The sequence below is a fragment of the Pseudomonas sp. RIT623 genome (assembly GCF_004519305.1).
Taxonomy (GTDB): Bacteria; Pseudomonadota; Gammaproteobacteria; order Pseudomonadales; family Pseudomonadaceae; genus Aquipseudomonas.
This window is the reverse complement of sequence record NZ_SOZA01000026.1, coordinates 44117-68695: the sequence shown is the minus strand read 5'-3', so window position 1 is coordinate 68695 and position 24579 is coordinate 44117. Positions and strand designations below refer to the sequence as shown.

Below are 24579 nucleotides of genomic sequence, written 5' to 3'. Positions count from 1 at the left end.
TGCTTATGAGCGCCTGCCCGGCGCTCTAGGGCGTGGCTTGGCCGAGCCTCACCAGGTTTTCCGCAAGCAGTCGGCGCAGCGTATCGAGGGTCTGCGGCTCGCCGCTGCTGCCCAGTTGCGCCAGTTGGCGGGCCAGGTTGGCCAAGGGAGCGAGGTCCGGCAGGTCGAGGTGCTCGGGGCGGATCTCCTCGCCGTCACTGACCAGCAGGGCAAAGTGGATGACGTTTTCCAGTTCGCGGGTATTGCCCGGCCAGGCATGGGCCTCCAGCGCCTGTTGGGCGGCCTCGCTGATCAGCGCCACGGGGCGGTCCAGGCGCACGCTGTAGATGCCGACGAAGTATTCGGCCAGCGGCAGAATGTCGCCGATACGGTCGCGCAACGCTGGCAGGGCCAGTTCGCCTTCGTGCAGGTAGTGGTAGAGCCGCTCGTTGAAGCGCCCGGCTTGCACCGCCCTGGCCAGGTCGATGCTGGAGGCAGCCACCAGGCGCACGTCCACCGGCTGCGGGTGCGCAGCACCCACCCGGGTTACCTCGCGGTTCTCCAGCGCGGCCAGCAGCTTGGTCTGGATGGCCAGCGGCAGGTCGGCGATTTCATCCAGGTACAGCGTGCCGCCATTGGCCGAACCGAACCAGCCGGCCCGGCTGCTGGCGGTGCCGCCCTGGCTGCCGGCGCTGTAGCCGAACAATTCGGCATCGGCATAGGTTGGGCTGATCGCCGCGCAGTTGACCGAGACGAACAGGCCGCCGCGGTCGCTGGCGCGATGGATCTGCCGCGCCAGCAGTTCCTTGCCGGTGCCGGTTTCGCCACGAATCAGCACCGGCAGCGGTTGCGGCGCCAAGCGCTCGAGGGCCTGGCGCAACGCCTGCGAGCGCGGATCGACGAACACCAGGGCCTTGGCCCGGATGCTCAACGGGCTCTTGTCCTGTTCGGGGAAGGTCAGCAGCGGCTGGCCGAAAGGGCTGTGGAAAGTCATGCAATGCTCCCGCCCCGGTCATGACGTGCCGAGGCTTCAGTGCGTTCGAGGAAAACCGCCGCCTCAGGCGCGGCGCAAGGCACGCTGGTCTATACGAGCCTGCAGGCGATAGAGGTAGACAAAGCCCTGCTCCCAACGCTCATGACCCGACTTGACGTTGATATGCCCGGCATCAGCCAGCAACCCGGCCTCGGCGCCCCAGGCCCTGGCCAGATACAACGCGCGCGGCACGCTCACCGCCGGGTCGTTGTCGGAGCTGACCACCTGGCTGGGGAATGGCAACGCCTGCAACGGGATGGGCGCGAAGTTGCGCAAGGCCGGCGCGCAGGTCGCTCGCTCGACATCCGCCGGCGCCACCAGCAAGGCTCCGCGCACCCGCCGCAACAGCTGTGGGCTGGCCTGCGCGGCCCAGTGGGCGACCGTGACGCAACCCAGGCTGTGGGCGATCAGGATCACGGGCGTGCGTTCGGCGTCGATGGCCTGCTCCAGCGCCTGCACCCAGTCAGCGCGCTGCGGAGTGAGCCAGTCGTGCTGTTCGACCCGGGCGCTGTTGGGCAGGCTGCGCTGCCAGTGACTCTGCCAATGGTTGTCTGGCGATCCTTGCCAGCCCGGCACAACCAGGTAACGAATCGACTCATTGCGCATGGGGACGCCTCCGGAAGTTTGCGTGCTTGGCTGCAAGTATAGGGAGGGAGTTATATTCGTAAAGGAATAAGAAGCTATTTATTAATAACCAAAACCATTTAAAGCTACGCGATTCCTGTAGGAGCGGTCCTGTGCCGCGAAAGGGTCGCGCAGCGGCCCCACGATCTGTACATGTACACCAATACGTCGGGGCTGCTCCGCAGCCCATTCGCGGCACAAGGCCGCTCCTACAGGGATCGCAAAAGGCGCCGCCAATAAAAAAAGGGCCATCCCCTGCCAAGGAAAATGGCCCCTAAGCACTTGCCTGAAGAGGGTTGCGCCGGTCAGCGCGCGGTAATCACCGCCAGCTTGCTGATCCCCGCCCGCTCGATGGCCGCCATCGCCCGCGCGACCTCGCCGTAGTTCACACCATCATCGGCCTGCAACTGCACGCGCAGTTCGGCGTCCTTGTCCTTGGCTGCCTTGAGATTGGTCTCCAGCAGGTCCGGCTGGATTTCGTCCTTGTTGATGAACAGCTTGCCGCTGCCATCGATGCTCACCACCAACGGATCCTTCTGCTCGACCGGGGCCACGGCCTCGGTCTTGGGCAGGTTGATGGGAATGGCGTTGGTCAGCAGCGGCGCGGTGACGATGAACACCACCAGCAACACCAGCATGACGTCCACCAAGGGCGTGACGTTGATTTCACTCAACACTTCGTCGCTGTCCTGGGTCGAGAAGGCCATGTCAGGAGGCCTCCTTCACCGGCTGGGTGTAACCGGCCTGGGCCTTGTGCACCGCCGGGTGCAGCAGCACGCGGAAGGCACTCTTCTGGGCCAGGCCGTAGAAGTCATGGGCGAAGTCGTCGAGGTCGGCGGCGGTCAGCTTGAGGCGGCGCAGGAAGTAGTTGTAGACCAGCACCGCCGGCACCGCGACGGCGATCCCCACACCCGTGGCGACCAACGCCGCGCCGATCGGCCCGGCCACGGTTTCCAGGCTCGCGGAGCCCGCCGCGCTGATGCCCTTGAGCGCCTCCATGATGCCCCATACCGTGCCGAACAGGCCGATGAACGGCGAGGTACTGCCGATACTGGCAACCACTGCCAGGCCGGTTTCCAGCGAGCGCCGCTCGCGCACGATCTGTTGGCGCAAGGCACGCTCAAGGCGGTCCTGGTGATTGATCGCCTGGCTCAGGTCACTGGCCTGGCCCGGTTCGCCCACGGCAATGGCGGCGTAGCCGGCCTGGGCGACCCGCGCCGCCGGCCCGGGCTGATCCTGGCTGATCTGCGCGGCCGCATCGAGGCTGGATGCGGCCCAGAACTGCTGGTGGAAGCGCTTGTCCTGGCGCTTGAGGCGCACGAACTGCACGACCTTGACCAGGGCCAGCGCCCAGGTGGCGACGGAGAAACCAACCAGCAGCCAGATGACCGCGCTTTCAACAGACTCGAGAGGGGATGCCAACAGGCTCATGATGTAGTCCTTCCTTTGTGCGATCGCGAATTAACGAAGCTTGAAATCGATGGGTACGCTGACCCAGCCCGCCTGGGCCACCTCGCCCTGTTTGGCCGGGACGAAGCTCCAGCGCTTGACCGCGGCCAGCGCGGCCTCGTCCAGGGCCGGGCGACCACTGCTCTGCTGGATCTGGATCTGCCCCGGCTTGCCGCTGGGCAGCACTTCGACGCGCAGCAGCACAGTGCCTTCCCAACCACGGCGCAGAGCCATCTGCGGGTATTCCGGCGCCGGGTTCTTCAGGTATGCGGCGTTGGCCGACGGCGGCGTCACCGGGACCGGCGCAGGAGGCGCCGCAGCGGCCACAGGTGGCGCAGCGGGCGCTGGGGCCGGCTTTGGCTCGGGCTTGGGTTCTGGCTTGGGCTTGGCCACCGGCTTGGGTAGCGGTTTTGGCTTGGGCTTGGGTTTGGCCACCAATTCATCGACCACCGGCGGTGGCGGCGGCTCGACCACAGGTGCCAGGGGCGGCGGGGCAACGACCGGCGGTGCCGGCGCGGCGAACTCGATGGTCATGGGTGGAATCTGTGGCGGCACGATCGGCAGCGCCGGGGTCGGTGCCTGGCTGACCCAGTAGGCCACGGCGCCGTGCAGCGCCAGCACCAGCAAGCCCAGCGCCAGCTGGTCGCGGCGCTTCAGGCCACTGACCGGCGCGCGCTGCAGGCGCTGCTGGCCAAGCGGCAGACGTAGCGTGCGCCCGAGCTCGACCAGGTCACCCGCTGCCGGGTGCCATGGCTGGTCGTAGGCCCTGACGGCCGTCTGGACATTACCCATTGCTCAACTCCTGGGGTCTCGATTCAGGTGTGTGGCTGAATCATCGATGCCAGAGGCTTATGCAATTAAGTAATTTTTTATGTTAACTCTAGAACTTTTACATCTATTTGATTTGGATGCTTGTGCCAGCCCCCGCAATCAAAGGGCTGCAGCCAAGTCAGGGCCTGACCATGCCCTGCGCGCATGAGAAAAATGCCCCAGAGGCATTCACCCGGCAATAAAAAACCCGGGACCAGGCCCGGGTTCTTCATTCAGCCGTGTCGCAACCTTACAGTTGCGGACCGGCGGCCTTGATGGCATCGGAAACGTCGAACTTCTTGAAGTTCTCGATGAACAGGCCGGCCAGGCCCTTGGCCGCTGCGTCGTAGGCCGCTTTGTCAGCCCAGGTGTTGCGTGGGTTGAGCAGTTCGGTCTCGACGCCTGGAACGGCCTTCGGCACGTCCAGGTTGATGATGTCCAGGTGCTCGGTCTCGGCACCGACCAGCGCGCCGCTCTGGATAGCCGCGATCACGCCACGAGTGGTCGGGATGCTGAAGCGCTTGCCAACGCCGTAGCCACCGCCGGTCCAGCCGGTGTTGACCAGGTAGACCTTGGAGCCGAACGCCTTGATGCGCTTGATCAGCAGCTCGGCATAGACGCCGGCCGGACGCGGGAAGAACGGTGCGCCGAAGCAGGTGGAGAAAGTCGACTTGATGCCGCTGCCCGAACCCATTTCGGTGGAGCCGACCAGTGCGGTGTAGCCGGACAGGAAGTGATAGGCCGCCTGCTCGTTGTTCAGGATCGACACTGGCGGCAGTACGCCGGTCAGGTCGCAAGTCAGGAAGATGACTGCGTTCGGCTCGCCGCCCAGGTTCTTCTCGGAGACCTTGGCTACGTGGCTCAGCGGGTAGGCTGCGCGGCTGTTCTGGGTCAGGCTCACGTCGGCGTAGTCGGCGTGCTTGGCATCGTCGATGACGACGTTTTCCAGCACCGCGCCATGCTTGATGGCTTTCCAGATGACCGGCTCGTTCTTCTCGGACAGGTCGATGCACTTGGCATAGCAACCGCCTTCGATGTTGAAGACCACGCCCTCGCCCCAGCCGTGCTCGTCGTCACCGATCAGGTAACGGCTTTCGTCGGCCGACAGGGTGGTCTTGCCGGTGCCGGACAGGCCGAAGAACAGGGTGACGTCACCCGCTTCGCCGATGTTGGCGGCGCAGTGCATCGGCAGCACGTCGGCGGCCGGCAGCAGGAAGTTCTGCACCGAGAACATGGCTTTCTTCATTTCACCGGCGTAACGCATGCCGGCGATCAGCACTTTCTTCTGGGCGAAGTTGATGATCACGCAGCCATCGGAATTGGTGCCGTCACGCTCGGGTTCGCAAACGAAGTTGGCGACGTTGAGCACCTGCCACTCACCATGCTCAGCCGGGTTGTACTGGGCCGGGTTGATGAACAGGCAACGGCCGAACAGGTTCTGCCAGGCAGTCTGGGTGGTCATCTTGACCGGCAGGTAGTGCTCGGCCGCAGCACCTACGTGAACGTAGGAAACGAAGTGATCCTGGGCGTTGTTGAACGCCTCGACGCGGTCCCACAGGGCATCGAACTTGTCGGCCGGGAACTTGCGGTTGATCGGGCCCCAGCCAATCTGGTCCTGGGTGGAAGGTTCTTCGACGATGAAACGGTCAGCCGGCGAACGGCCGGTGCGGTGACCGGTTTCCACCACCAGCGCGCCGGTATCGGCCAGCACGCCTTCACCGCGGGACAGCGCTTCTTTTACCAGCTCATCGACGCTCAGGTCGGTGTACACGGTGTTGTTGGCTTGCGTCATGAGATACCCCATCCGGCCCGAGGCCGAGTGCTCCAAACGTTTTGTAGTCGTCTTGAAAAAACTACTACAGCGAAAAAAGTGGCCGGATTATGCCAGAAAAGCCCAAAAAAAGTAGGCCCCTCCTGTCAGAACTGCGCTTTTGCGCAATTCGACAGGAGATAGTCCTGTAGTGAACCGTTTCAGTGCTGAGTTTCTGAGGGCGCCTCGGTGCCACCGCCGGCAAACAATTGCGCGACATCGTTGGCATCGAACAGATAACGCTCGTTGCAGAACTGGCAATCGATCTCGACAGTGCCGCCACATTCGGCCACCAATGCCTTGGCATCGGCCTCGCCGAGGCTGACCAGGGCGTTGCCCGAACGCTCACGCGAGCAGCTGCACTTGAAGCGCAGTGGCTGGATGTCGAACAGGCGCACAGCGTCTTCGTGGTATAGGCGGTGCAGCACGGTTTCGTTGTCCAGGCCCAGCAGTTCCTCGACTTTCACGGTGTTGGCCAAGGCCTTCACGTGGGCCCAGCTTTCCTCGCGCTCTTCGCTGTCCTTGTGGATCTCGGCCGGCAGTTGCTGCACCAGCAGGCCACGGGCGCGCTGGCCATCGGCAGCCAGGGAAATGCAGGTGTTGATCTGCTGCGACATGACGAAGTAGTTGGTGAAGCACTCCGACAGGTCCTTGCCGTCCAGCTCAACCGTGCCCTGGTAGCGCTGGCCGTTGACCGGAATGATGGTCAACACCAGGTGACCGCCCGGCATCAGGTCGGCAAGGGCTGCGTCAGCCTTGATCTGATCGGCCTCGTAGCGCGCCAGGCCTCGGATGTCGTGCTCGCTGGTGTACTCGATGGCCAGCAGCGGGACCGGGCCCTGGGACTGCGCCTGGAGGATCAGCAGGCCATCGAACTTCAAGGTGCCGACCAGCAGCGCGGCGGCGGCCATCAGTTCGCCCAGCAGTTGCTGCACCGGCTGAGGGTAGGCGTGCTTGGCCAGCACCTCGGCATAGCTGCGTTCCAGCGCGACCATTTCACCGCGCACATCGCGGTCGTCGAAGATGAAACGTTGTGTGAAATCGGTATCTGGCAAGTCGCTCATGGCTGTCTGGCTATCTGAAAATGATGACAAAATGATTATCCGGGACTAAAACGTCCGTCGCTGAGCGCTCGCTGGGCGCTCATTTCACGTTAGGAGATCGAGGTATCTTATGGACAATCGACCACTGTTCCAAGCGAGGTGGTCCTGGGGACCCTTGGCAGCCTGCACGCTGCTGCCCATCGCTCTACTGTGTTTCTGGTTATGGCCCGTTGGCCAGATCCTGTGCCTGACTTTCGACGAATGGCTGTTCCACAGCCTCAACGCCCCGCTGGCCGACAACGTTGTCTGGCGTACCATCTGGGCCGTCGGCAGCCTGCGTCCATTCGACATCCTGGTCGGGCTGATCATGTTGTCGCTGCTGATTCGCGGCGACTGGGTGTTCAAGGCCGTGCAGGTGCGCCAGGCATTTTTTGGTTTCCTGGTGACCCTGCTCCTGTTAGTGGTGATTCGCGCGCTGTTTTCCAAGTGGGTCAGTGCAATGGGTTGGCAACACAATAGCCCATCGATGACGTTCGACAACGCCGTGCACCTGAGCGACTACTACCCGAACGTGGAAAAGAAATGGGAGCTCAAGGACCGTTCCAGCCAGAGCTTCCCGGGTGACCACGCCTCGGTGCTGCTGATCTGGGCGTTGTTCATGAGCCTGTTCAGCCGCCGCCTGATGCAGCACCTGGTGATCTGGGCACTGGCCTTGCTGTTCATGCTGCCGCGCCTGGTGGCCGGTGCCCACTGGGGCCAGGACGACTACATCGGCGGCCTGCTGATGGCGGTGCTGGCACTGGGCTGGAGCTGCCACACCCCCCTGGCGGCCAAGGCCAGCGCGGCGCTGGTGCGCTGGACGGCGCCGCTGTTCCGGTTGTTCGGCAAGTTGCCGCTGATCGGACGCATGAGCGTCATGCGCAACGCCTGATCGATCGCCGGGCCAGCCCACTGCCACCGTGTGCCTGCGTGGCAGCGGGCTTGCCCGCGATTACTCGAAACTGCCATGCAGCTGGTGAATCTGCCGCCGCTGCTTTTTGTTAGGCCGCCCATCGGTGGTCACGCCCATCGCCCCTGCCTTGCGCATTTCGGCCACCTGCTCGCGCCGCTTCATGCTCTCGGCCGTCTCCTCGTACAACGCCTGCGCCTCCGGTGCGCCACGACGCACCACCGACAGCGCCTTGACCCGCACCGTGCGCTCGTCAAAACCGGTGCGCAAAACGAACTCGTCACCCACCCGCGGCTCCTTGCCCGGCTTGCAGCGCTCGCCGCGGCAATGCACCTTGCCACTTTCGATGGCCGCCTTGGCCAGCGCGCGGGTTTTGTAGAAACGCGCCGCCCACAGCCATTTGTCCAGGCGGACCTTGTCTTCGTCTTCAGGCTTTTGTGCCATGGTTTTTCCTCGAATTCTGTCTTTCACGGAACTGTACTACCGTGACTGACGGATGCAAAAAATCCGTGCCGTCATTACAGTTCATCCCCTTATCCACAGGGCACGCTTCGTGAAGACATTTGACCACCTGACTGTGATCGGCCTGCGCGAGTGGGTCGCCCTGCCCGACCTCGGCGTCGCCGGCCTGCGCGCCAAGATCGACACCGGTGCCAGCACCTCCAGCCTGCACGCCACCGACGTCGAGCCGTTCGAGCGCGATGGCCAGCAGTGGGTACGCTTCACCGCCCACCTGGGCTCGGTGGTGCAATTGCGTCACCGTCGCTGCGAGGCGCCGCTGGTGACCATGAAACGCATCAAGAGCTCCAACGGCCAGGCCCAGGCGCGCTATGTGATCCGCACCAGCCTGGCGCTCGGCGACCGGGTGTGGGAGGTGGAGTTCACCTTGGCCTGCCGCAAGAACATGCGCTACCGGCTGTTGCTCGGATCCAAGGCATTGATCCACGGCCAACTGGTGGTCAACCCCGGCCTCAAGTACGTTCAGGACAAACCGGCCTTCCCGGCCACCCTTTCCCCTGTCACAGGTGCTGCATGAAGATCGCTGTGCTCTCGCGCAATCCGCGTCTGTATTCCACCCGCCGCCTGGTCGAGGCCGGTACCCAGCGGGGCCATGAAGTGGTGGTGATCGACACGCTCCGGGCCTACATGAACATCGCCAGCCACAAACCACAGATCCACTACCGCGGCAAACCGCTGGAAGGGTTCGACGCGGTGATCCCACGTATCGGCGCCTCGGTCACCTTCTATGGCTGCGCGGTGCTGCGCCAGTTCGAGATGATGGGCGTCTATCCGCTCAACGAGTCGGTGGCCATCGCCCGCTCGCGCGACAAGCTGCGCTCATTGCAACTGCTGTCGCGGCGCGGCATCGGCCTGCCGATCACCGGTTTCGCCCACTCGCCGGACGACATCCCCGACCTGATCCAGATGGTCAACGGCGCGCCGCTGGTGATCAAGGTGCTCGAAGGCACCCAGGGCATCGGCGTGGTTCTGTGCGAAACCACCAAGGCCGCCGAGTCGGTGATCGAGGCGTTCATGGGCCTGAAGCAGAACATCATGGTCCAGGAGTACATCAAGGAAGCTGGCGGCGCCGATATCCGCTGTTTCGTGGTCGGCGACAAGGTGATCGCCTCGATGAAACGCCAGGCCAAGCCGGGCGAGTTCCGCTCCAACCTGCATCGCGGGGGTGTGGCCAGCCTGATCAAGATCACCCCTGAAGAACGCATGACCGCGATTCGCGCAGCCAAGGTGATGGGGCTGAGCGTGGCGGGCGTGGATATCCTGCGCTCGAACCATGGGCCCCTGGTGATGGAAGTGAACTCCTCGCCAGGCCTGGAGGGGATCGAGGTGACTACCGGCAAGGACGTGGCCGGGATGATCATCGAGCACCTGGAGAAGAACAGCGGGCCAAACCAGACCCGGACCAAAGGCAAAGGTTAAACACATCGCGGGGCAAGTCGCACCGGCGGTGCGACTTGCCCCGCGATTGATTTCACACAGCGTTACGCGGTAGCAACAAACCCAACGGCAAGCGCACCCGCGCCTCGATCCCGCCACCGGAGCGGTTGCGCAATTCGACATTGCCGCCATGCTGCGCGGCGATGCGCTTGACGATCGCCAACCCCAACCCGGTGCCCTTGCCGCCCCGCGCCCGGTCGCCACGGATGAACGGGTTGAAGATGGTCTCCAGCTCCGACTCGTCGATCCCCGCCCCGCGATCCAGCACGCTGAGCACCACATAAGGCGCACTCTGGTCACCCGATACATAGGCCGCCACTTCAACCCCCTTGCCGGCGTGATGCAGGGCGTTACCGATCAGGTTGCCGAGCATGCGCTTGAGCGAGACACGCCGCAGCGGGAAGGGCGGAATTGGCTCGAGGCACAGGCGCACCTGCTCCTCATGCTGGTTGTAAGGGGCCACTACTTCGTAGATCAGATCGTTGAGGTCGACCTCCTCCACCGGCTCGTCGCGCCCGTCACGAATGAACGCCAGGAACTGGTCGAGGATCGCGTCCATGTCCTCGATATCACGCACCATGTCTTCGCTGAGGTCGCTGTCGTTGCCCATCAGCGACAGTGACAGGCGCAGGCGGGTGAGCGGTGTGCGCAGGTCGTGGGACACCCCGGCCAGCATCAGCTCGCGCTCTCGCCCGGCCTGCTCGACATCCTCGGCCATCTGGTTGAATGCCCGGTACACCTCGGTCATCTCGCTGGGCGTATCGCTGATCGGCAGGCGCACGCTGCGCCCCTGGCCGAGCTGGCGAGCAGCGAACACCAGGCGCTTGAGCGGCTGGTTGAGCTGGCGCACGAAAATCCACGCCGAGGCGGTGGACAGCAAGCCGATGGCCAGGAACCAGCCCAGCACGTTCCAGATCTTCTGCCCGCGCAGCGGGTGTGGGTACAGCGGCACCTTGAGCCAGCCGGGGCCCAGGCTCGGCGCGTTCACCCACAGCGCTGGCGGCGCATGGATGCGCAGCCGCACCTCGGTGTCGTCACCCAGCTCGGCCTGCATCTGGCGCTGGTAGATCTCGCTGTACGGCCAGTGCTGTTCGCCCTCGGGCACGCCTGCCCCGGTCACCCGGATCAACCCGGCGGCCTCGGCGATCTGCTCGCGGTTTTCTTCATCCGCCGCCCAGTACGCCCGCAACGTCAGGGCCACACCGTGGCTGTACTGGCGGTCGACCAGCACGTCCTCGTTCATCAGCAGGTACACCAGCGTCAGTGCCTTGGAGAACAGCACGACGATCAGCACCAGCCAGAGGGTGCGGGCGAAGAAACTTTGCGGGAACCAGAGAGGCGTTTTCATCGATCAACTACTGTGCTGAAAGGCCGGCCGCCACAGACGAAAACAGGGCGACTCGCATGAGCCGCCCTGCTGCACCCGGACGCACCGACAGACTCATTTGCCGGCGTTTCCGTCCGGCACGAAGACGTAGCCCACACCCCAGACGGTCTGGATATAGCGGGGTTTGGACGGGTCGGGCTCGATCATCCGGCGCAGGCGCGAGATCTGCACGTCGATGGAGCGCTCCAGGGCGTCCCACTCGCGGCCACGGGCCAGGTTCATCAGCTTGTCGCGGGTCAGCGGTTCGCGGGCATGCATGACCAACGCCTTGAGCACGGCGAACTCGCCGGTGGTCAGCATGTGCACTTCACTGCCGCGCTTGAGTTCGCGGGTGGCCAGCGACAGTTCGTAGTCGCCGAAGGTGACGGTCTCGTCCTCGCTGCCCGGCGCACCCGGCACGGCCGGGGCCTGGCGGCGCAGCACGGCCTTGACCCGGGCCACCAGCTCGTCGGGGTTGAACGGCTTGGCCAGGTAGTCGTCGGCACCCAGCTCCAGGCCCTTGATGCGGCTGAGCTCATCGCCCTTGGCGGTGAGCATGATGATCGGGATCTGGTTGTTCGAGGCGCGCAGGCGCTTGCACGCGGACAGGCCGTCCTCGCCCGGCAGCATCAGGTCGAGCACGACCAGGTTGAACACCTCACGGGCCAGCAGGCGATCCATCTGTTCGACATTGGGCACGGTACGGACACGGAAGCCCTTGCTGGTGAAGAAACGGTCCAGCAGGCTGCTCAGGCCCGGGTCGTCGTCGACGATGAGAATCTTGTCGCCATCTGCGGCGTTTGCGGTGCTGGTCATGAATTACTCCTCTGATATCGCTGCGCATTATGGCGTAGCCATTGCCGCGCGTGCCGTGTGCATTGTTAGCAGATTTTTCCCGGGGCGCCACTGCCGCGCCATCGACGGCTGGCGCCAGGCCATCACCGCAAGCCCGGCACGATGGGTATAATGCGCGCCTTTCACCCAGCGCCGCCGGGGCCGAACGCCCGCCTGCGGCCTTGCATTCACTATTTTTCAGGTGGTTTTCATGGACAGCATCAACAGCCGTATCGCCGAGGAACTGGGCGTGCGCCCACAACAGGTCGAAGCGGCCGTGGGCCTGTTGGACGAAGGATCGACCGTGCCCTTCATCGCCCGTTACCGCAAGGAAGTGACCGGCAGCCTGGACGACACCCAACTGCGCCACCTGGAAGAGCGCCTGCGCTACCTGCGTGAACTCGACGAGCGCCGTGCCAGCATCCTGGCCAGCATCGAGGAGCAGGGCAAGCTGACCCCGGAGCTGGCCCGCGAGATCAAGCTGGCCGACACCAAGACCCGCCTCGAAGACCTCTACCTGCCGTACAAGCAGAAGCGCCGCACCAAGGGCCAGATCGCCCTGGAGGCCGGCCTCGGCGAGCTGGCCGACGGCCTGTTCAACGACCCGCAACTGAACCCGGAAAGCGAAGCCGCGCGCTTCGTCGACGCCGAAAAGGGCGTGGCTGACGTCAAGGCCGCCCTGGAAGGCGCCAAGTACATCCTCATGGAGCGCTTCGCCGAAGACGCCGGCCTGCTGGACAAGCTGCGCAACTTCCTCAAGCAGGAAGCGGTACTCACTGCCCGCGTAGTCGCCGGCAAGGAAGACGAAGGCGCCAAGTTCCGCGATTACTTCGCCCACGACGAACTGCTGCGCAGCGCGCCCTCGCACCGTGCCCTGGCGATCTTCCGTGGGCGCAACGAAGGCGTACTGAGCGCATCCTTGAAGGTCGGCGAAGAGCTGCCGGGCACCCTGCACCCGTGCGAGGTGATGATCGGCAACCATGTCGGCATCGAGAACCGCAGCCGCCCCGCTGACAAGTGGCTGGGCGAAGTGGTGCGCTGGACCTGGAAGGTCAAGCTCTACACTCACCTGGAAACCGACCTGTTCGGTGAGCTGCGCGACAACGCCGAAGGCGAGGCGATCAACGTCTTCGCCCACAACCTGCACGACCTGCTGCTGGCCGCCCCGGCCGGCCCACGCGCCACCCTGGGCTTCGACCCGGGCCTGCGCACCGGCTGCAAGATCGCCGTGGTCGATGCCACCGGCAAGCTGCTCGACCACACCACGGTCTACCCGCACGCGCCGAAGAACGACTGGGACCGCACCATTGCCATCATGGCCGCGCTGTGCGCCAAGCACTCGGTGGAGCTGATCGCCATCGGCAACGGCACCGCCAGCCGCGAGAGCGACAAGCTGGTGGCCGAGCTGGTCAAGAAGTATCCAGCGTTGAAGATCACCAAGATCATGGTCTCCGAGGCTGGCGCCTCGGTGTATTCGGCCTCGGAGCTGGCCGCTCGCGAGTTCCCCGACCTGGACGTGTCGATCCGTGGTGCGGTGTCGATCGCCCGTCGCCTGCAAGACCCGCTGGCCGAGCTGGTGAAGATCGACCCGAAATCCATCGGCGTCGGCCAGTACCAGCACGATGTGTCGCAAGTGAAGCTGGCCCGGGGCCTGGACGCCGTGGTCGAGGACTGCGTGAACGCCGTGGGCGTGGACGTCAACACCGCCTCGGTGGCGCTGCTGACCCGCATCTCGGGTCTCAACGCGACCCTGGCGCAGAACATCGTCGCCCACCGCGACGCCAACGGCCCGTTCGCCACCCGCGCCGCGCTGAAAAAAGTCAGCCGCCTGGGCGAGAAAACCTTCGAGCAGGCCGCCGGCTTCCTGCGTGTGATGAACGGCGACAACCCGCTGGACGCCTCGGCAGTGCACCCGGAAGCCTACCCACTGGTGCAGCGCATCGCCGCCGACACCGACCGTGACATCCGCTCGCTGATCGGCGACAGCGGCTTCCTCAAGCGCCTGGACCCGAAGAAATTCACCGACGAGTCCTTCGGCCTGCCGACCGTCACTGACATCCTGCAAGAGCTGGACAAGCCCGGCCGCGACCCACGCCCCGAGTTCAAGACCGCCACCTTCCAGGACGGCGTCGAGGACCTCAAGGACCTGGAGCCGGGCATGATCCTCGAAGGCGTGGTGACCAACGTCACCAACTTCGGTGCCTTCGTCGACATCGGCGTGCACCAGGACGGCCTGGTGCACATCTCGGCGCTGTCGGAGAAGTTCGTCAAGGACCCGCGCGAAGCGGTCAAGGCCGGCGACGTGGTCAAGGTCAAGGTCATGGAAGTGGACATCCCGCGCAAGCGCGTCGGCCTGTCCATGCGCATGAGCGACACCCCGGGCGAAAAGGTCGAGGGCAACCGCGGCGGCAACCGTGGCAATGGCGGCAACCGCCAGCAGCAGGCCCCGCGCCAGCGCGAGGCCACCGCCGCCGCGCCGGCGAACAACGCCATGGCGGCGCTGTTCGCCAACGCCAAGCAGTTGAAGAAGAAGTGATGGACGTTCCCGAGGAGTACGTCGAAAGCGCCTTCAGCCAACTGCTCGGTTGCCGCCTGCAACGCCTGGACAGCGGCGTTGCCGAGGTCGCCCTGGCGCTGGCGCCGCACCTGCGCAACCGTGGCCAGAAGCTGCACGGCGGGGCGATCTTCAGCCTGGTCGACATCACCATGGGCCTGGCCTGCTCGGCCAGCCATGGCTTCGACCAGCAGAGCGTGACCATCGAGTGCAAGATCAACTACCTGCGCGCGGTCGGCGAGGGCGAGGTGCGCTGCACTGCGCGGGTGCTGCATGCCGGCCGGCGCACGCTGGTGCTCGACGCCGACGTGCTTCAGGACGACAAGCTGGTGGCCAAGGCCCAGGGAACCTTCGCGGTTATCTAGCTGACAGGCCTCCATCTGCGGTATTTTCGACGTATTGCTGTACACCTGATCGCGGGGCGAGCCCGCCCCGCGATCAGACGCCTACAGGCCAGCGTCGGAACCGCGTAAACCAGGCGACAACGCCAGTTCCTTTCCCAACTACCCTTGTAGACCGTCATCTCTACCCCCATATTGGGCCGACTGACGCGTGAAGGAATCCATCTTGAGCGACCTCCTCAACCGCCGCCTGAGCCTGCTCGGCGACAATATCGACCTGCTCAAGCAGTGCCTGCACGGCATTGAGCGCGAATGCCTGCGCGTGACCAAAGAAGGTCGCCTGGCCCAGACCCCGCACCCCGAGGCCCTGGGTTCGGCGCTGACCAACGAGCAGATCACCACCGACTATTCCGAGTCGCTGCTGGAGTTCATCACCCCAGCCCTGGCGGACCCTGCCAAGGTGCTCGAAAGCCTCGAACAGACCCACCGCTTCGTCTACAGCAAACTGGGCGACGAACTGCTGTGGAGCCCGTCGATGCCCTGCGCACTGCCGGCCGAAGAAGACATCCCGATCGCCGAGTACGGCAACTCGAACATCGGCAAGCTCAAGCACGTGTACCGCAAGGGCCTGGCCCTGCGTTACGGCCGCACCATGCAGTGCATCGCCGGCATCCATTACAACTTCTCGCTGCCCGAGGCGCTGTGGCCGCTGCTGCGCGATGCCGAAGGCGGCGAGCAGGACGACCGCGACTACCAGTCCTCGGCCTATATTGCGCTGATCCGCAACTTCCGCCGCTACAGCTGGCTGCTGATGTACCTGTTCGGCGCGTCCCCGGCCCTGGACAAGGGCTTCCTGCGCGGCCGCCCGCACCAGCTCGAAGAACTCGACGGCGAAACGCTGTACCTGCCCTACGCCACCAGCCTGCGCATGAGCGACCTGGGCTACCAGAGCAACGCCCAGGCGGGCCTGACGCCCTGCTACAACAACCTGGCCAGCTACACCGATAGCCTGCGCAAGGCCGTGGGCACGCCCTACCCGCCCTATGTCGAGGTTGGCACGCACGTCGATGGCGAGTGGGTGCAGTTGAACACCAACATCCTGCAGATCGAGAACGAGTACTACTCGAACATCCGCCCCAAACGCGTCACCTACACCGGCGAGCGGCCGATCCAGGCCCTGACCTCGCGGGGCGTGCAGTACGTGGAAGTGCGCTGCCTGGACATCAACCCGTTCCTGCCAGTGGGCATCGACCTGACCGAAGCCCGTTTCCTCGACGCCTTCCTGCTGTTCTGCGCCCTCGAAGAAAGCCCGCAACTGGACAACGGCGAGTGCGGCCAATGCACCGACAACTTCCTCACCGTGGTCAAGGAAGGTCGGCGCCCGGGCCTGGAGCTGCGCCGTGACGGCCAACCGGTCGCATTGAAGGAGTGGGCAAGCGAACTGATCGAGCGGATCGGCCAGCTGGCCGGGCTGCTCGACCGTGCCCAGGGTGGCAATGACCACGCCAAGGCCCTGGAAGCACAGCAGGCCAAGGTCGACGATCCCGAGCTGACGCCATCGGCCCAGGTGCTGGCGCGCATGACCGAACATGACGAGACTTTCGTCCAGTTCTCCCTGCGCCAGAGCCGTCTGCACGCCGAGAGCTTCCGCGAGCAGCCATTGAGCAGCGCACAGCAACAGGCCTTCGAAACCCTTGCGCGCGAATCGATCGCCAAGCAGTCCGAGCTGGAACAAGAAGAAGTCGGCGACTTCGACCTGTTCGTCGGCGCCTACCAGGCCAGCATCCTGGCGATCAGCAACTGATGAACCGCGTCGTCGCCCCGCGCAAGCCCCGCGCCAGCAGCCAGGCCCGCATCGAGGCAATCCTCGCCGCGGCCCGCGAACTGCTGGCTGGGCAAGGGGTGGCGGGGTTGTCGATCTACAGCGTGGCCGAACGGGCGCAGATTCCACCGTCGTCGGTGTATCACTTTTTCGCCAGTGTGCCAGCCTTGCTCGAGGCGCTGACCGCCGATGTGCACCGGGCCTTTCGCGAAGCGCTGAGCGCGCCGATCGACAGCACCGCCTTCAATACCTGGCACGGCCTGTCGCGGCTGGTGGAGCGGCGCATGCTCGACATCTACAACGAGGATGCCGCGGCGCGCCAGCTGATCCTCGCCCAGCATGGGCTGAGCGAAGTGGTCCAGGCTGACCGTCAGCATGACCTGGAGCTGGGTGAGCTGATGCACAAGCTGTTCGACCAGCATTTCCAGCTGCCGGCAATGCCGCGAGATGTCGATGTGTTCGCCTTGGCCATGGAGTTGAGCGACCGGGTGTACGCCCGCTCGATGCAGTTGCATGAAGCGATCACGCCGCGCATGGCGGAAGAAGGAATGCGGGTGTTCGAGGCGTATCTGGGGTTGTACCTGCCGCCTTATCTGGCCAAGCGTTTGGCGTGAGATCCTTGGGGCCGCTTTGCGGCCCAATCGCGACACAAGGCCGTTCCTACAGGAGATCGCATAACCCCTGTAGGAGCGGCCTTGTGTCGCGGCTGGGGCGCGCAGCGCCCCCTCTCCAGGCCATCACAACTTGGCGATGGACACCTCGGTCGATTTCACGAAGGCGATCACTTCACTCCCCACCTGCAGCTCCAGCTCCTTCACGGAACGGGTGGTGATGACCGAAGTGACGATACCGGAGGCGGTCTGCACGTCGATTTCCGACAGTACCGGGCCTTCAAGAATCTCCTTCACGGTGCCTTTGAACTGGTTGCGAACGTTGATGGCTTTGATAGTCATGGCGTCATTCCTTTTGCGGTCTTCGTAGGTTCAGTGGGCCCAACGCAACTGCGTGGGCAAAGGGGCTACAGGTTCCGGCTCGGGCGGGGTGCCCGGCACGGACAGAACACGGTTGAGCACTTCGCTTTCCAGCGCCGCCAGGCGCTGCGAACCCCGCGCGCGCGGGCGTGGCAGGTCGATGGTCAAGTCCAGGCCGACAGCGCCGTCCTCGATCAGGATCACCCGGTCGGCCACGGCGACAGCCTCACTGACGTCGTGGGTGACCAGCAGCACGGTGAAGCCGTGCTGGCGCCACAGGCGCTCGATCAGTTGCTGCATCTCGATGCGGGTCAGCGCATCCAGCGCGCCCAGCGGCTCGTCCAGCAGCAGCAAGCGCGGCTGATGGATCAGTGCGCGGGCCAGCGCCACGCGCTGCTTCTGGCCGCCGGACAGCGCCGCCGGCCACTCGTCGGCACGCTCGGCCAGGCCGACCGCCTCCAGGGCTTCGAGGGCGCGACGGCGCCAGTTGCCAGCCAGGCCCAAGCCAACGTTGTCGATGACTTTCTTCCACGGCAGCAGGCGCGCGTCCTGGAACATCAGTCGGGTATCGTCGCGGGCCTCAGCCAACGGCGCGGCCCCCGCCAGCAACTCGCCGGCACTGGGCTGGTCGAGGCCGGCCAGCAGGCGCAGCAAGGTGCTCTTGCCGCACCCGCTGCGACCGACGATGGCGACGAATTGGCCAGCCGGTATGTGCAGGTCGATACCGCGCAGCACTTCGCGCTGGCCGAAGGTGCGGCGCAGGCCGTTGGCGGCGAGCGGGATGCCGGGCAGCAGGCGCGGCGGGCGTTGCGTGAGCACACTCATCATGCACCCTCCTTCCTGGCGACCTGATACGCCGGGTGCCAACGCAACCACACACGCTCCAGGCCACGGGCCGCAAGGTCGGCGAGCTTGCCGAGCAGCGCGTACAGCACGATCGCCAGCACCACCACGTCGGTCTGCAGGAACTCCCGGGCGTTCATCGCCAGGTAGCCGATGCCGGCGTTGGCCGAAATGGTCTCGGCGACGATCAAAGTCAGCCACATGAAGCCCAGGGCGAAACGCACACCTACCAGGATCGACGGCAACGCACCAGGCAGGATCACCTGGCGGAACAGCGCGAAGCCCGACAGCCCATAGCTGCGCGCCATCTCCACCAGGGCCGGATCGACATTGCGAATACCGTGGTAGGTGTTGAGGTAGATGGGGAACAGCGTGCCCAGCGCCACCAGGAAGATCTTCGCCGACTCGTCGATACCGAACCACAGGATCACCAGCGGGATCAGCGCCAGGTGCGGCACGTTGCGGATCATCTGCACCGAGCTGTCGAGCAGGCGCTCGCCCCAGTTCGACAACCCGGTGATGAAGCCCAGCACCAGGCCGATGGCGCCGCCGATGACAAAGCCCAGGCCGGCGCGCCAGCCACTGATGGCCAGGTGGGTCCAGATTTCGCCGCTGCGCACCAGCTCGACGCCGGCCGCGACCACCGCGCTCGGCGCCGGCAGAATGCGCGTCGACAGCCAACCGGCGCTGACCGCCAGCTGCCATACGGCCAGCAGCAGCACCGGCAGGGCCCAGGGGGCCAGGCGCTGGCGCCAGGTGCTTGAGGGTGCATGACTCATGGCCGGGCCCTCAGCTCTGCGCCACGGACTTGGGCAGGATGTCGTTGGCCACCATTTCCCCGAATGGGCTCACATAGCCGCCGCTGTGCACCGGTTCCGGGCGCTGCACGTCCAGGTGCGGGAACAACAGCTCGGCGACGCGGTAGGACTCTTCGAGATGCGGGTAGCCGGAGAAAATGAAGGTGTCGATGCCCAGCGCCGCGTACTCCTTGACCCGCTCGGCGACGGTCGGGCCATCGCCGACCAGCGCTGTGCCGGCCCCGCCACGCACCAGGCCAACCCCAGCCCACAGGTTCGGCGCGACCTCCAGCTTGTCGCGCTTGCCGCCATGCAGCGCGGCCATGCGCTGCTGGCCGACCGAGTCGAAGCGCGCCAGCGAGGCCTGGGCCCGGGCGATGGTGTCGTCGTCCAGGTGCGAAATCAGTTTGTCGGCCGCGGCCCAGGCTTGTTCGTTGGTTTCCCGCACGATCACATGCAGGCGAATGCCGAAGCGCACTTCACGGCCCTGGGCAGCGGCCTTCTCGCGCACCTGGGCGATTTTCTCGGCCACGGCGGCCGGTGGCTCGCCCCAGGTCAGGTACAGCTCGACCTGCTCGGCGGCGAGGTCCTGGGCGGCGTCGGACGAACCGCCGAAGTACAGCGGCGGACGCGGCTGCTGGATCGGCGGGTAGAGCAACTTGGCGCCCTTCACCTGGATGTGCTTGCCGTCGTAGTCGACCACTTCGCCTTCGAGCACCTTGCGCCAGATGCGGGTGAACTCCACCGAGGCTTCGTAGCGCTCCTGGTGGTTCAGGTGCAGGCCATCACCGGCCAGTTCGTCCGGATCGCCACCGGTGACCAGGTTGAACAGCGCACGGCCATTGGACAGGCGGTCCAGGGTGGCCGCCTGGCGCGCGGCGACGGTCGGCGAGATGATCCCTGGGCGCAGCGCCACCAGGAACTTCAGGCGTTCAGTCACGGGGATCAGCGAGGCGGCGACCAGCCAGGAGTCCTCGCAGGAGCGCCCGGTGGGGATCAATACGCCGCCAAAGCCCAAGCGGTCGGCGGCCTGGGCGATCTGCGCCAGGTAGCCGTGGTCGACGGCGCGAGCGCCTTCGGTGGTGCCCAGGTACTTGCCGTCACCGTGGGTGGGAAGGAACCAGAAGATGTTCAGGCTCATTGGAGTTGTCTCCTCAAGGGTGGCAGGGCCGGAGCGAGGCCCCGGCACGGGCGATGCGTTCAAGGCGCGCTGGCGACCTTGGCCGGGGGTGTCCAGATCACGTCCTTGATGCTCAAGGGCTTGGGTATCAGCTTCAGAGCCTGGAAGGTGTCGGCGATCTTCTGCTGCGCGGCGACCACCTCCGGGGTCAGCGGCGCGGCGCCGTAGCCCTGGCGCTTGACCGAGGTGAGGGTGATGTCGGCCGGCAGGCCAAGCAGCGGCGCGACCTGGTCGGTGACCTGCTGCGGGTTGGCCTGCGACCATTGGCCGACGGCGCGCACTTCCTCGACCAGGGTGTTGATCACCGCCGGGTGCTGGGTCGCGTAGCTACGGGTGGCCAGGTAGAACTGGTGGTTGTCGACCAGGTCCTTGCCGTCGCGCAGGGTGCGGGCCTGCAGCTGTTGCTCGGCCGCGGCCTGGTAGGGATCCCAGATCACCCAGGCATCCACGCTGCCGCGCTCGAAAGCGGCGCGGGCGTCGGCCGGCGGCAGGTACACCGGCTGGATATCGCTGTACTTGAGGCCGGCGTCTTCCAGGGCGCGGACCAGCAGGTAATGCACGTTGGAGCCTTTGTTGAGGGCGACCTTCTTGCCCTTGAGCGCCTTGACCGACTGGATCGGCGAGCCCTTGGGCACCAGGATCGCCTCGCTGTGCGGGGCGGGCGGCTCATAGGCGACATAGAGCAGGTCGGCGCCAGCGGCCTGGGCGAACACCGGCGGGGTCTCGCCGGTGACGCCGAAGTCGATCGAGCCGACGTTCAACCCTTCGAGCAGTTGCGGGCCACCGGGAAACTCGGTCCATTGCACCTGGATGCCCTGTTCGGCCAGGCGCTTCTCCAGCGAGCCCTTGGCCTTGAGCAGCACCAGGGTGCCGTATTTCTGGTAACCGATGCGCAGGCTCTGGGCCTGGGCCTGGGTGATGGCGCCGAACGATACAGCCGCCGCGAACAGGGCGACCAGACCGCGACGCAAGAAGACTGTGCGCATGGCGCTCTCCTGTGCGAGTGGGTTCGGGTAGCACCTGCTTGCCTCGTTGGCGGGCGAGTAAGGTGGGAACAGCGATGAAACGTCAGGGTTGCTCAGATACTCCAGCGGGCACTGAGCAGGCGTTCGTTGAGCAGGCCGGGGGCGACAGGTTGGGGCCGGCGCGCCATGGCGCCGTGGAAGGTCTCCAGTGCGCCCAGCAGGCGCTGCTCCAGTGCCTCGTCCAGGCGTGCAGGCCGATCGCCGTCGGCATAGCTGATCTGGCTGTCGTCGGCGAAGATCCCTTGCAGTGTCTCCTGCGCCTTGAGCGCCGAAAGCACTGGCTTGAGGGCATAGTCCACCGCCAGCATGTGGGCGATGCTGCCGCCGCTGGCGATCGGCAATACCACCTTGTGTTCCAGGGCACGCTCGGGCAGCAGGTCGAGCAAGGTCTTCAGCGCGCCGGCGAACGATGCCTTGTACACCGGGGTGGCGACCAGCAGGCCGTCGGCCTGGGCCACCAGCTCGTTGAAGTGGCGCACCTGGGGGCTGTCGAAGCGGGCGTGCAGCAGGTCCTCGGCGGGGAACTCCCGCACCTGGAAGGTGACGACCTCGACACCGCGCTGTTGCAACCAATCGCGCGAGCGTTCGAGCAGCACGCCGGAGCGTGAACGAAGACTGGGGCTACCACCGACAGATACAACCAGCATTGAAAGCGCTTCCTTCGAATCAATTCAGGGCCGCGAGGGGTTGGCCCCGCTGGATGGAAATGACATTAACAGCTCGTCACATATATCCATAAATCATATTTTTTCATTTGTTTATTCCATAAATTACTATTGGATGCTCTTCTCTGTAGGAGCGGCCTTGTGTCGCGAAAGGGCTGCGCAGCAGCCCCCGGATTTGCCCAGTGATACAGAGAATGCCGGGGCCGCCTTGCGGCCCTTTCGCGACACAAGGCCGCTCCTACAGGGAACACGGAGGCATAAAAAAGGGCCGTCGAAACGGCCCGAAGATCCCTGCTATGGCTAAGAGCAATGCAACGAGGAATTCATCAGCGGTTTGGCTGCGGGGTCAGGCGCAGGTAGGGTTTGACCGCGCGGTAACCTTTGGGGAAGCGCTGCCGGATCTCGTCCTCGTCCTTGAGCGACGGCACGATCACCACCTCGTCGCCGTCCTGCCAGTTGGCGGGGGTGGCGACCTTGTGGTTGTCGGTCAGTTGCAGCGAGTCGATCACCCGCAGGATCTCGTTGAAGTTGCGCCCGGTACTGGCCGGATAGGTGATGGTCAGGCGCACCTTCTTGTTCGGGTCGATGACGAACAGCGAGCGCACCGTGAGGGTATCGCTGACATTCGGGTGGATCAGGTCGTACAGGTCAGAGACCTTGCGGTCGGCATCGGCGATGATCGGGAAGTTGACCACGGTGTTCTGGGTCTCGTTGATGTCATCGATCCACTTGTGGTGCGAGTCCACCGGGTCCACCGACAGGGCGATGGCCTTGACCCCGCGCTTGGCGAATTCGTCCTTGAGCTTGGCGGTCAGGCCCAGCTCGGTGGTGCACACCGGGGTGAAGTCGGCCGGATGAGAGAACAGCACGCCCCAGCTGTTGCCCAGCCATTCGTGGAAGCGGATCTTGCCGGCGCTGGAATCCTGTTCGAAATCGGGGGCGATGTCGCCGAGTTTGAGGCTCATGGAAGCGGCTCCTGTGCTGTGTCTGGCCTTGTGGGTTCAATGTGCCTGCTTCCAGATAAAAACAAAAAGAATAAATATCGATTTATTTATAACCAGAACGAATACGAATGCGCAGGCACAAAAAAGCCTCGCATCAGGCGAGGCTTTCTTGCGTAGCGCTACGACTTACAGGAAGTTGTAAGTGTAGTTCACGATGAAGCGGGTCTGATCCGTGTCCTTGGTGAACTCGTTGGTGTTGCCGTTGGTACCACGGTAGACACCTTGACGCAGGCTGAAGCCCAGCCCCTTGAGCGTGCCTTCCTGGATCACGTAGTCGATACGCGCGTCTCGTTCCCACTCGCTGTAGGTGCCATGGCCGGATGCGTAACGCACATCGGTACCGCGCAGGTACGAAACAGACGCCTTCAAGCCCGGTACCCCGAGGCGTGCGAAATCATAGGAGTACTGGCCGAAGGTGGTGTTCTCGCCCGCACGCGCGAACTGGTTGATCATGCTGTCGGTGAACAGGTAGAAGCTGGACCCTGCCGCACCTTCCGAACGACCATTACCGTCAACGACGCCACCCTGGTTCAGCCAGACGAACGCGCCGTCATCGCTCACACGCTGATGGCCGAGCAGGAACGCGTGGCCGCCCAGGGTGTAAGTGAACATGGCCGACCAAGTCTTGTTGTCGACCTCGCCTTTGTTCTTGGCGTAGCCCTTGTTGTTGTCGAAGGCATAGTTGGCATCGTGACCGTTCTTGCCATCGCTGCTGCTGTCAAAGTAGCGCAGGTCAGTCTTGAAGGACTGATCGTCGGCGATCTTGAAGACATGAGTGGCGCCGAGGAAATGCTGCTTGTAGAAGTCTTCCAGGTTCGAGTAGTAGTACTGCAGCGTCAGGTCTGGAGTGAGCTTGTAGTCCAGACCGCCGTAGCGGAACTTGTTGCTGTCAGCAGGCGCACCGGAAACCGACAAGCCTGTGCGGTTGCTCGAAGCGCGGCCCATGGCGTGCGTCAGCTGACCAGCGTTGATGGTCAGATTGTCGATTTCCTTCGAGGTGACGGTAGCACCTTCAAAGGTTTGCGGCAGCAGACGGCCATCATTGGAGACCAGGATCGGAAGCATCGGTGCGAGGGCACTACCGAAGTGAGCTTCGGTCTTGGAGAAGCGCGCCTTGGCATTGGCACCGAAACGGGTCCATTGGTCCACCGCCGAGCCGTTGGTCTCGCTAGGGAAGAACGAGCTGCTGTTCGGGTGTTTGCCACGACCACCATCCAGGTGGATACCCCACAGGGCCTGAGCGTCAACGCCGAAACCTACGGTGCCTTCGGTGAAACCGGAGATATAGTCGAGCTTGAAGCCCTGACCCGACTCGCGGTTGTCGGCACCTTTGGCACGGTTGTCGTTGTTGAAGTACATGGTGCGCGAGCTCACGGACAGCTTGCTGTCCTCGATGAACCCTGCAGCGCCTGCTTGTTGGGCGATAACCCCCAGTGCCACGGCCAGGGCCAGGCTGGACTTGTACATGTTTTGCTCCTCTACGTTCTAATTTTTGTGCGTCTCAAGTGGTGGGATCTGCTGCCC

25 protein-coding genes are annotated in these 24579 nt (G+C 64.5%); 7 read left to right on the top strand and 18 right to left on the bottom strand.

The window, feature by feature from the left end; genetic code table 11:
- Window positions 1-25 precede the first annotated feature (25 nt).
- The 7 genes from E3U47_RS17405 to hslO form a co-directional block, all read right to left on the bottom strand.
- Complete coding sequence (locus E3U47_RS17405; RefSeq protein ID WP_134692911.1) at window positions 26-973, bottom strand: sigma 54-interacting transcriptional regulator; 948 nt, start codon at window positions 971-973, stop codon at window positions 26-28.
- Window positions 974-1036: 63 nt separating this feature from the next.
- Window positions 1037-1618 carry an alpha/beta hydrolase gene (locus E3U47_RS17400; protein WP_134692910.1) on the bottom strand — a complete coding sequence of 194 codons (582 nt, stop codon included), beginning with the start codon at window positions 1616-1618 and terminating at the stop codon, window positions 1037-1039.
- Window positions 1619-1941: 323 nt separating this feature from the next.
- Window positions 1942-2343 (bottom strand): biopolymer transporter ExbD, encoded by a 402-nt coding sequence (locus tag E3U47_RS17395; RefSeq protein WP_028688526.1) that lies wholly within the window; start codon window positions 2341-2343, stop codon window positions 1942-1944.
- Window position 2344: 1 nt separating this feature from the next.
- Window positions 2345-3067, bottom strand: a complete 723-nt coding sequence (locus E3U47_RS17390; RefSeq protein ID WP_134692909.1) for a MotA/TolQ/ExbB proton channel family protein — start codon at window positions 3065-3067, stop codon at window positions 2345-2347.
- A gap of 30 nt (window positions 3068-3097) precedes the next feature.
- On the bottom strand, window positions 3098-3877 hold the full coding sequence (locus E3U47_RS17385) for an energy transducer TonB (protein WP_134692908.1): 780 nt from the start codon (window positions 3875-3877) through the stop codon (window positions 3098-3100).
- 268 nt (window positions 3878-4145) lie between these two features.
- Window positions 4146-5687 carry a phosphoenolpyruvate carboxykinase gene (locus E3U47_RS17380; RefSeq protein ID WP_134692907.1) on the bottom strand — a complete coding sequence of 514 codons (1542 nt, stop codon included), beginning with the start codon at window positions 5685-5687 and terminating at the stop codon, window positions 4146-4148.
- 179 nt (window positions 5688-5866) lie between these two features.
- Window positions 5867-6769, bottom strand: coding sequence for an Hsp33 family molecular chaperone HslO (gene hslO / locus E3U47_RS17375; protein WP_134692906.1), 903 nt, complete (start codon window positions 6767-6769; stop codon window positions 5867-5869).
- Between the two features lie 109 nt (window positions 6770-6878).
- Between hslO and E3U47_RS17370 the strand changes: the two genes are divergently transcribed.
- Entirely contained in the window at window positions 6879-7679 is an 801-nt protein-coding gene (locus E3U47_RS17370; protein WP_134692905.1) for a phosphatase PAP2 family protein, read from the top strand.
- Window positions 7680-7739: 60 nt separating this feature from the next.
- On the opposite strand, the gene E3U47_RS17365 is transcribed toward E3U47_RS17370, so the two are convergent.
- Window positions 7740-8141, bottom strand: coding sequence for an RNA-binding S4 domain-containing protein (locus E3U47_RS17365; RefSeq protein WP_134692904.1), 402 nt, complete (start codon window positions 8139-8141; stop codon window positions 7740-7742).
- Between the two features lie 109 nt (window positions 8142-8250).
- On the opposite strand from E3U47_RS17365, the gene E3U47_RS17360 reads away from it, so the two are divergent.
- Complete coding sequence (locus E3U47_RS17360; protein ID WP_134692903.1) at window positions 8251-8733, top strand: ATP-dependent zinc protease; 483 nt, start codon at window positions 8251-8253, stop codon at window positions 8731-8733.
- On the top strand, window positions 8730-9635 hold the full coding sequence (gene rimK / locus E3U47_RS17355) for a 30S ribosomal protein S6--L-glutamate ligase (protein ID WP_011531656.1): 906 nt from the start codon (window positions 8730-8732) through the stop codon (window positions 9633-9635). Before E3U47_RS17360 ends, rimK begins: the two co-directional genes overlap by 4 nt.
- Before the next feature lie 52 nt (window positions 9636-9687).
- Here rimK and E3U47_RS17350 read toward each other — a convergent pair whose 3' ends face one another.
- Together E3U47_RS17350 and ompR are read right to left on the bottom strand one after the other, a co-directional pair.
- Window positions 9688-11001 (bottom strand): ATP-binding protein, encoded by a 1314-nt coding sequence (locus tag E3U47_RS17350; RefSeq protein ID WP_134692902.1) that lies wholly within the window; start codon window positions 10999-11001, stop codon window positions 9688-9690.
- A gap of 93 nt (window positions 11002-11094) precedes the next feature.
- Window positions 11095-11835, bottom strand: coding sequence for a two-component system response regulator OmpR (ompR, locus tag E3U47_RS17345; protein ID WP_134692901.1), 741 nt, complete (start codon window positions 11833-11835; stop codon window positions 11095-11097).
- A 229-nt stretch (window positions 11836-12064) separates the two neighbouring features.
- On the opposite strand from ompR, the gene E3U47_RS17340 reads away from it, so the two are divergent.
- From E3U47_RS17340 to E3U47_RS17325, 4 genes are all read left to right on the top strand, one after another.
- Window positions 12065-14389 (top strand): Tex family protein, encoded by a 2325-nt coding sequence (locus tag E3U47_RS17340; RefSeq protein WP_134692900.1) that lies wholly within the window; start codon window positions 12065-12067, stop codon window positions 14387-14389.
- Window positions 14389-14772, top strand: a complete 384-nt coding sequence (locus E3U47_RS17335) for a PaaI family thioesterase (protein ID WP_134692899.1) — start codon at window positions 14389-14391, stop codon at window positions 14770-14772. The genes E3U47_RS17340 and E3U47_RS17335 overlap by 1 nt, the downstream gene beginning before the upstream one ends.
- A 202-nt stretch (window positions 14773-14974) precedes the next feature.
- Window positions 14975-16552, top strand: coding sequence for a glutamate--cysteine ligase (gene gshA, locus E3U47_RS17330; RefSeq protein WP_372239519.1), 1578 nt, complete (start codon window positions 14975-14977; stop codon window positions 16550-16552).
- Window positions 16552-17184, top strand: coding sequence for a TetR/AcrR family transcriptional regulator (locus tag E3U47_RS17325; protein WP_134692897.1), 633 nt, complete (start codon window positions 16552-16554; stop codon window positions 17182-17184). The genes gshA and E3U47_RS17325 overlap by 1 nt, the downstream gene beginning before the upstream one ends.
- A gap of 123 nt (window positions 17185-17307) precedes the next feature.
- On the opposite strand, the gene E3U47_RS17320 is transcribed toward E3U47_RS17325, so the two are convergent.
- The 8 genes from E3U47_RS17320 to E3U47_RS17280 all read right to left on the bottom strand — a co-directional run bounded on the left by E3U47_RS17320 (window position 17308) and on the right by E3U47_RS17280 (window position 24522).
- Window positions 17308-17523 carry a molybdopterin-binding protein gene (locus tag E3U47_RS17320; protein ID WP_008095172.1) on the bottom strand — a complete coding sequence of 72 codons (216 nt, stop codon included), beginning with the start codon at window positions 17521-17523 and terminating at the stop codon, window positions 17308-17310.
- Window positions 17524-17553: 30 nt separating this feature from the next.
- Entirely contained in the window at window positions 17554-18366 is an 813-nt protein-coding gene (gene ssuB, locus E3U47_RS17315) for an aliphatic sulfonates ABC transporter ATP-binding protein (RefSeq protein WP_134692896.1), read from the bottom strand.
- Window positions 18366-19163 carry an aliphatic sulfonate ABC transporter permease SsuC gene (gene ssuC, locus E3U47_RS17310; RefSeq protein WP_134692895.1) on the bottom strand — a complete coding sequence of 266 codons (798 nt, stop codon included), beginning with the start codon at window positions 19161-19163 and terminating at the stop codon, window positions 18366-18368. Before ssuC ends, ssuB begins: the two co-directional genes overlap by 1 nt.
- A gap of 10 nt (window positions 19164-19173) precedes the next feature.
- Window positions 19174-20322 (bottom strand): FMNH2-dependent alkanesulfonate monooxygenase, encoded by a 1149-nt coding sequence (gene ssuD, locus E3U47_RS17305; RefSeq protein WP_134692894.1) that lies wholly within the window; start codon window positions 20320-20322, stop codon window positions 19174-19176.
- A gap of 59 nt (window positions 20323-20381) precedes the next feature.
- Entirely contained in the window at window positions 20382-21347 is a 966-nt protein-coding gene (locus E3U47_RS17300) for a sulfonate ABC transporter substrate-binding protein (protein ID WP_134692893.1), read from the bottom strand.
- 92 nt (window positions 21348-21439) lie between these two features.
- Complete coding sequence (ssuE, locus tag E3U47_RS17295; RefSeq protein ID WP_134692892.1) at window positions 21440-22033, bottom strand: NADPH-dependent FMN reductase; 594 nt, start codon at window positions 22031-22033, stop codon at window positions 21440-21442.
- Window positions 22034-22377: 344 nt separating this feature from the next.
- Window positions 22378-23016 carry a peroxiredoxin gene (locus tag E3U47_RS17285; protein WP_134692890.1) on the bottom strand — a complete coding sequence of 213 codons (639 nt, stop codon included), beginning with the start codon at window positions 23014-23016 and terminating at the stop codon, window positions 22378-22380.
- 165 nt (window positions 23017-23181) lie between these two features.
- On the bottom strand, window positions 23182-24522 hold the full coding sequence (locus E3U47_RS17280; RefSeq protein WP_134692889.1) for an OprD family porin: 1341 nt from the start codon (window positions 24520-24522) through the stop codon (window positions 23182-23184).
- Window positions 24523-24579: the final 57 nt, after the last annotated feature.

What these genes read in the sequence shown, in the direction of transcription:
- E3U47_RS17300 (WP_134692893.1), bottom strand. Translation starts at nt 21,347, where the DNA reads ATGCGCACAGTCTTCTTGCGTCGCGGTCTGGTCGCCCTGTTCGCGGCG.
- rimK (WP_011531656.1), top strand. Translation starts at nt 8,730, where the DNA reads ATGAAGATCGCTGTGCTCTCGCGCAATCCGCGTCTGTATTCCACCCGC.
- E3U47_RS17380 (WP_134692907.1), bottom strand. Translation starts at nt 5,687, where the DNA reads ATGACGCAAGCCAACAACACCGTGTACACCGACCTGAGCGTCGATGAG.
- E3U47_RS17325 (WP_134692897.1), top strand. Translation starts at nt 16,552, where the DNA reads ATGAACCGCGTCGTCGCCCCGCGCAAGCCCCGCGCCAGCAGCCAGGCC.
- E3U47_RS17350 (WP_134692902.1), bottom strand. Translation starts at nt 11,001, where the DNA reads ATGAAAACGCCTCTCTGGTTCCCGCAAAGTTTCTTCGCCCGCACCCTC.
- ssuC (WP_134692895.1), bottom strand. Translation starts at nt 19,163, where the DNA reads ATGAGTCATGCACCCTCAAGCACCTGGCGCCAGCGCCTGGCCCCCTGG.
- E3U47_RS17390 (WP_134692909.1), bottom strand. Translation starts at nt 3,067, where the DNA reads ATGAGCCTGTTGGCATCCCCTCTCGAGTCTGTTGAAAGCGCGGTCATC.
- E3U47_RS17405 (WP_134692911.1), bottom strand. Translation starts at nt 973, where the DNA reads ATGACTTTCCACAGCCCTTTCGGCCAGCCGCTGCTGACCTTCCCCGAA.
- E3U47_RS17365 (WP_134692904.1), bottom strand. Translation starts at nt 8,141, where the DNA reads ATGGCACAAAAGCCTGAAGACGAAGACAAGGTCCGCCTGGACAAATGG.
- E3U47_RS17285 (WP_134692890.1), bottom strand. Translation starts at nt 23,016, where the DNA reads ATGAGCCTCAAACTCGGCGACATCGCCCCCGATTTCGAACAGGATTCC.
- E3U47_RS17280 (WP_134692889.1), bottom strand. Translation starts at nt 24,522, where the DNA reads ATGTACAAGTCCAGCCTGGCCCTGGCCGTGGCACTGGGGGTTATCGCC.
- E3U47_RS17320 (WP_008095172.1), bottom strand. Translation starts at nt 17,523, where the DNA reads ATGACTATCAAAGCCATCAACGTTCGCAACCAGTTCAAAGGCACCGTG.
- ompR (WP_134692901.1), bottom strand. Translation starts at nt 11,835, where the DNA reads ATGACCAGCACCGCAAACGCCGCAGATGGCGACAAGATTCTCATCGTC.
- E3U47_RS17385 (WP_134692908.1), bottom strand. Translation starts at nt 3,877, where the DNA reads ATGGGTAATGTCCAGACGGCCGTCAGGGCCTACGACCAGCCATGGCAC.
- E3U47_RS17400 (WP_134692910.1), bottom strand. Translation starts at nt 1,618, where the DNA reads ATGCGCAATGAGTCGATTCGTTACCTGGTTGTGCCGGGCTGGCAAGGA.
- E3U47_RS17335 (WP_134692899.1), top strand. Translation starts at nt 14,389, where the DNA reads ATGGACGTTCCCGAGGAGTACGTCGAAAGCGCCTTCAGCCAACTGCTC.
- E3U47_RS17395 (WP_028688526.1), bottom strand. Translation starts at nt 2,343, where the DNA reads ATGGCCTTCTCGACCCAGGACAGCGACGAAGTGTTGAGTGAAATCAAC.
- ssuE (WP_134692892.1), bottom strand. Translation starts at nt 22,033, where the DNA reads ATGCTGGTTGTATCTGTCGGTGGTAGCCCCAGTCTTCGTTCACGCTCC.
- E3U47_RS17370 (WP_134692905.1), top strand. Translation starts at nt 6,879, where the DNA reads ATGGACAATCGACCACTGTTCCAAGCGAGGTGGTCCTGGGGACCCTTG.
- E3U47_RS17340 (WP_134692900.1), top strand. Translation starts at nt 12,065, where the DNA reads ATGGACAGCATCAACAGCCGTATCGCCGAGGAACTGGGCGTGCGCCCA.
- ssuD (WP_134692894.1), bottom strand. Translation starts at nt 20,322, where the DNA reads ATGAGCCTGAACATCTTCTGGTTCCTTCCCACCCACGGTGACGGCAAG.
- hslO (WP_134692906.1), bottom strand. Translation starts at nt 6,769, where the DNA reads ATGAGCGACTTGCCAGATACCGATTTCACACAACGTTTCATCTTCGAC.
- ssuB (WP_134692896.1), bottom strand. Translation starts at nt 18,366, where the DNA reads ATGAGTGTGCTCACGCAACGCCCGCCGCGCCTGCTGCCCGGCATCCCG.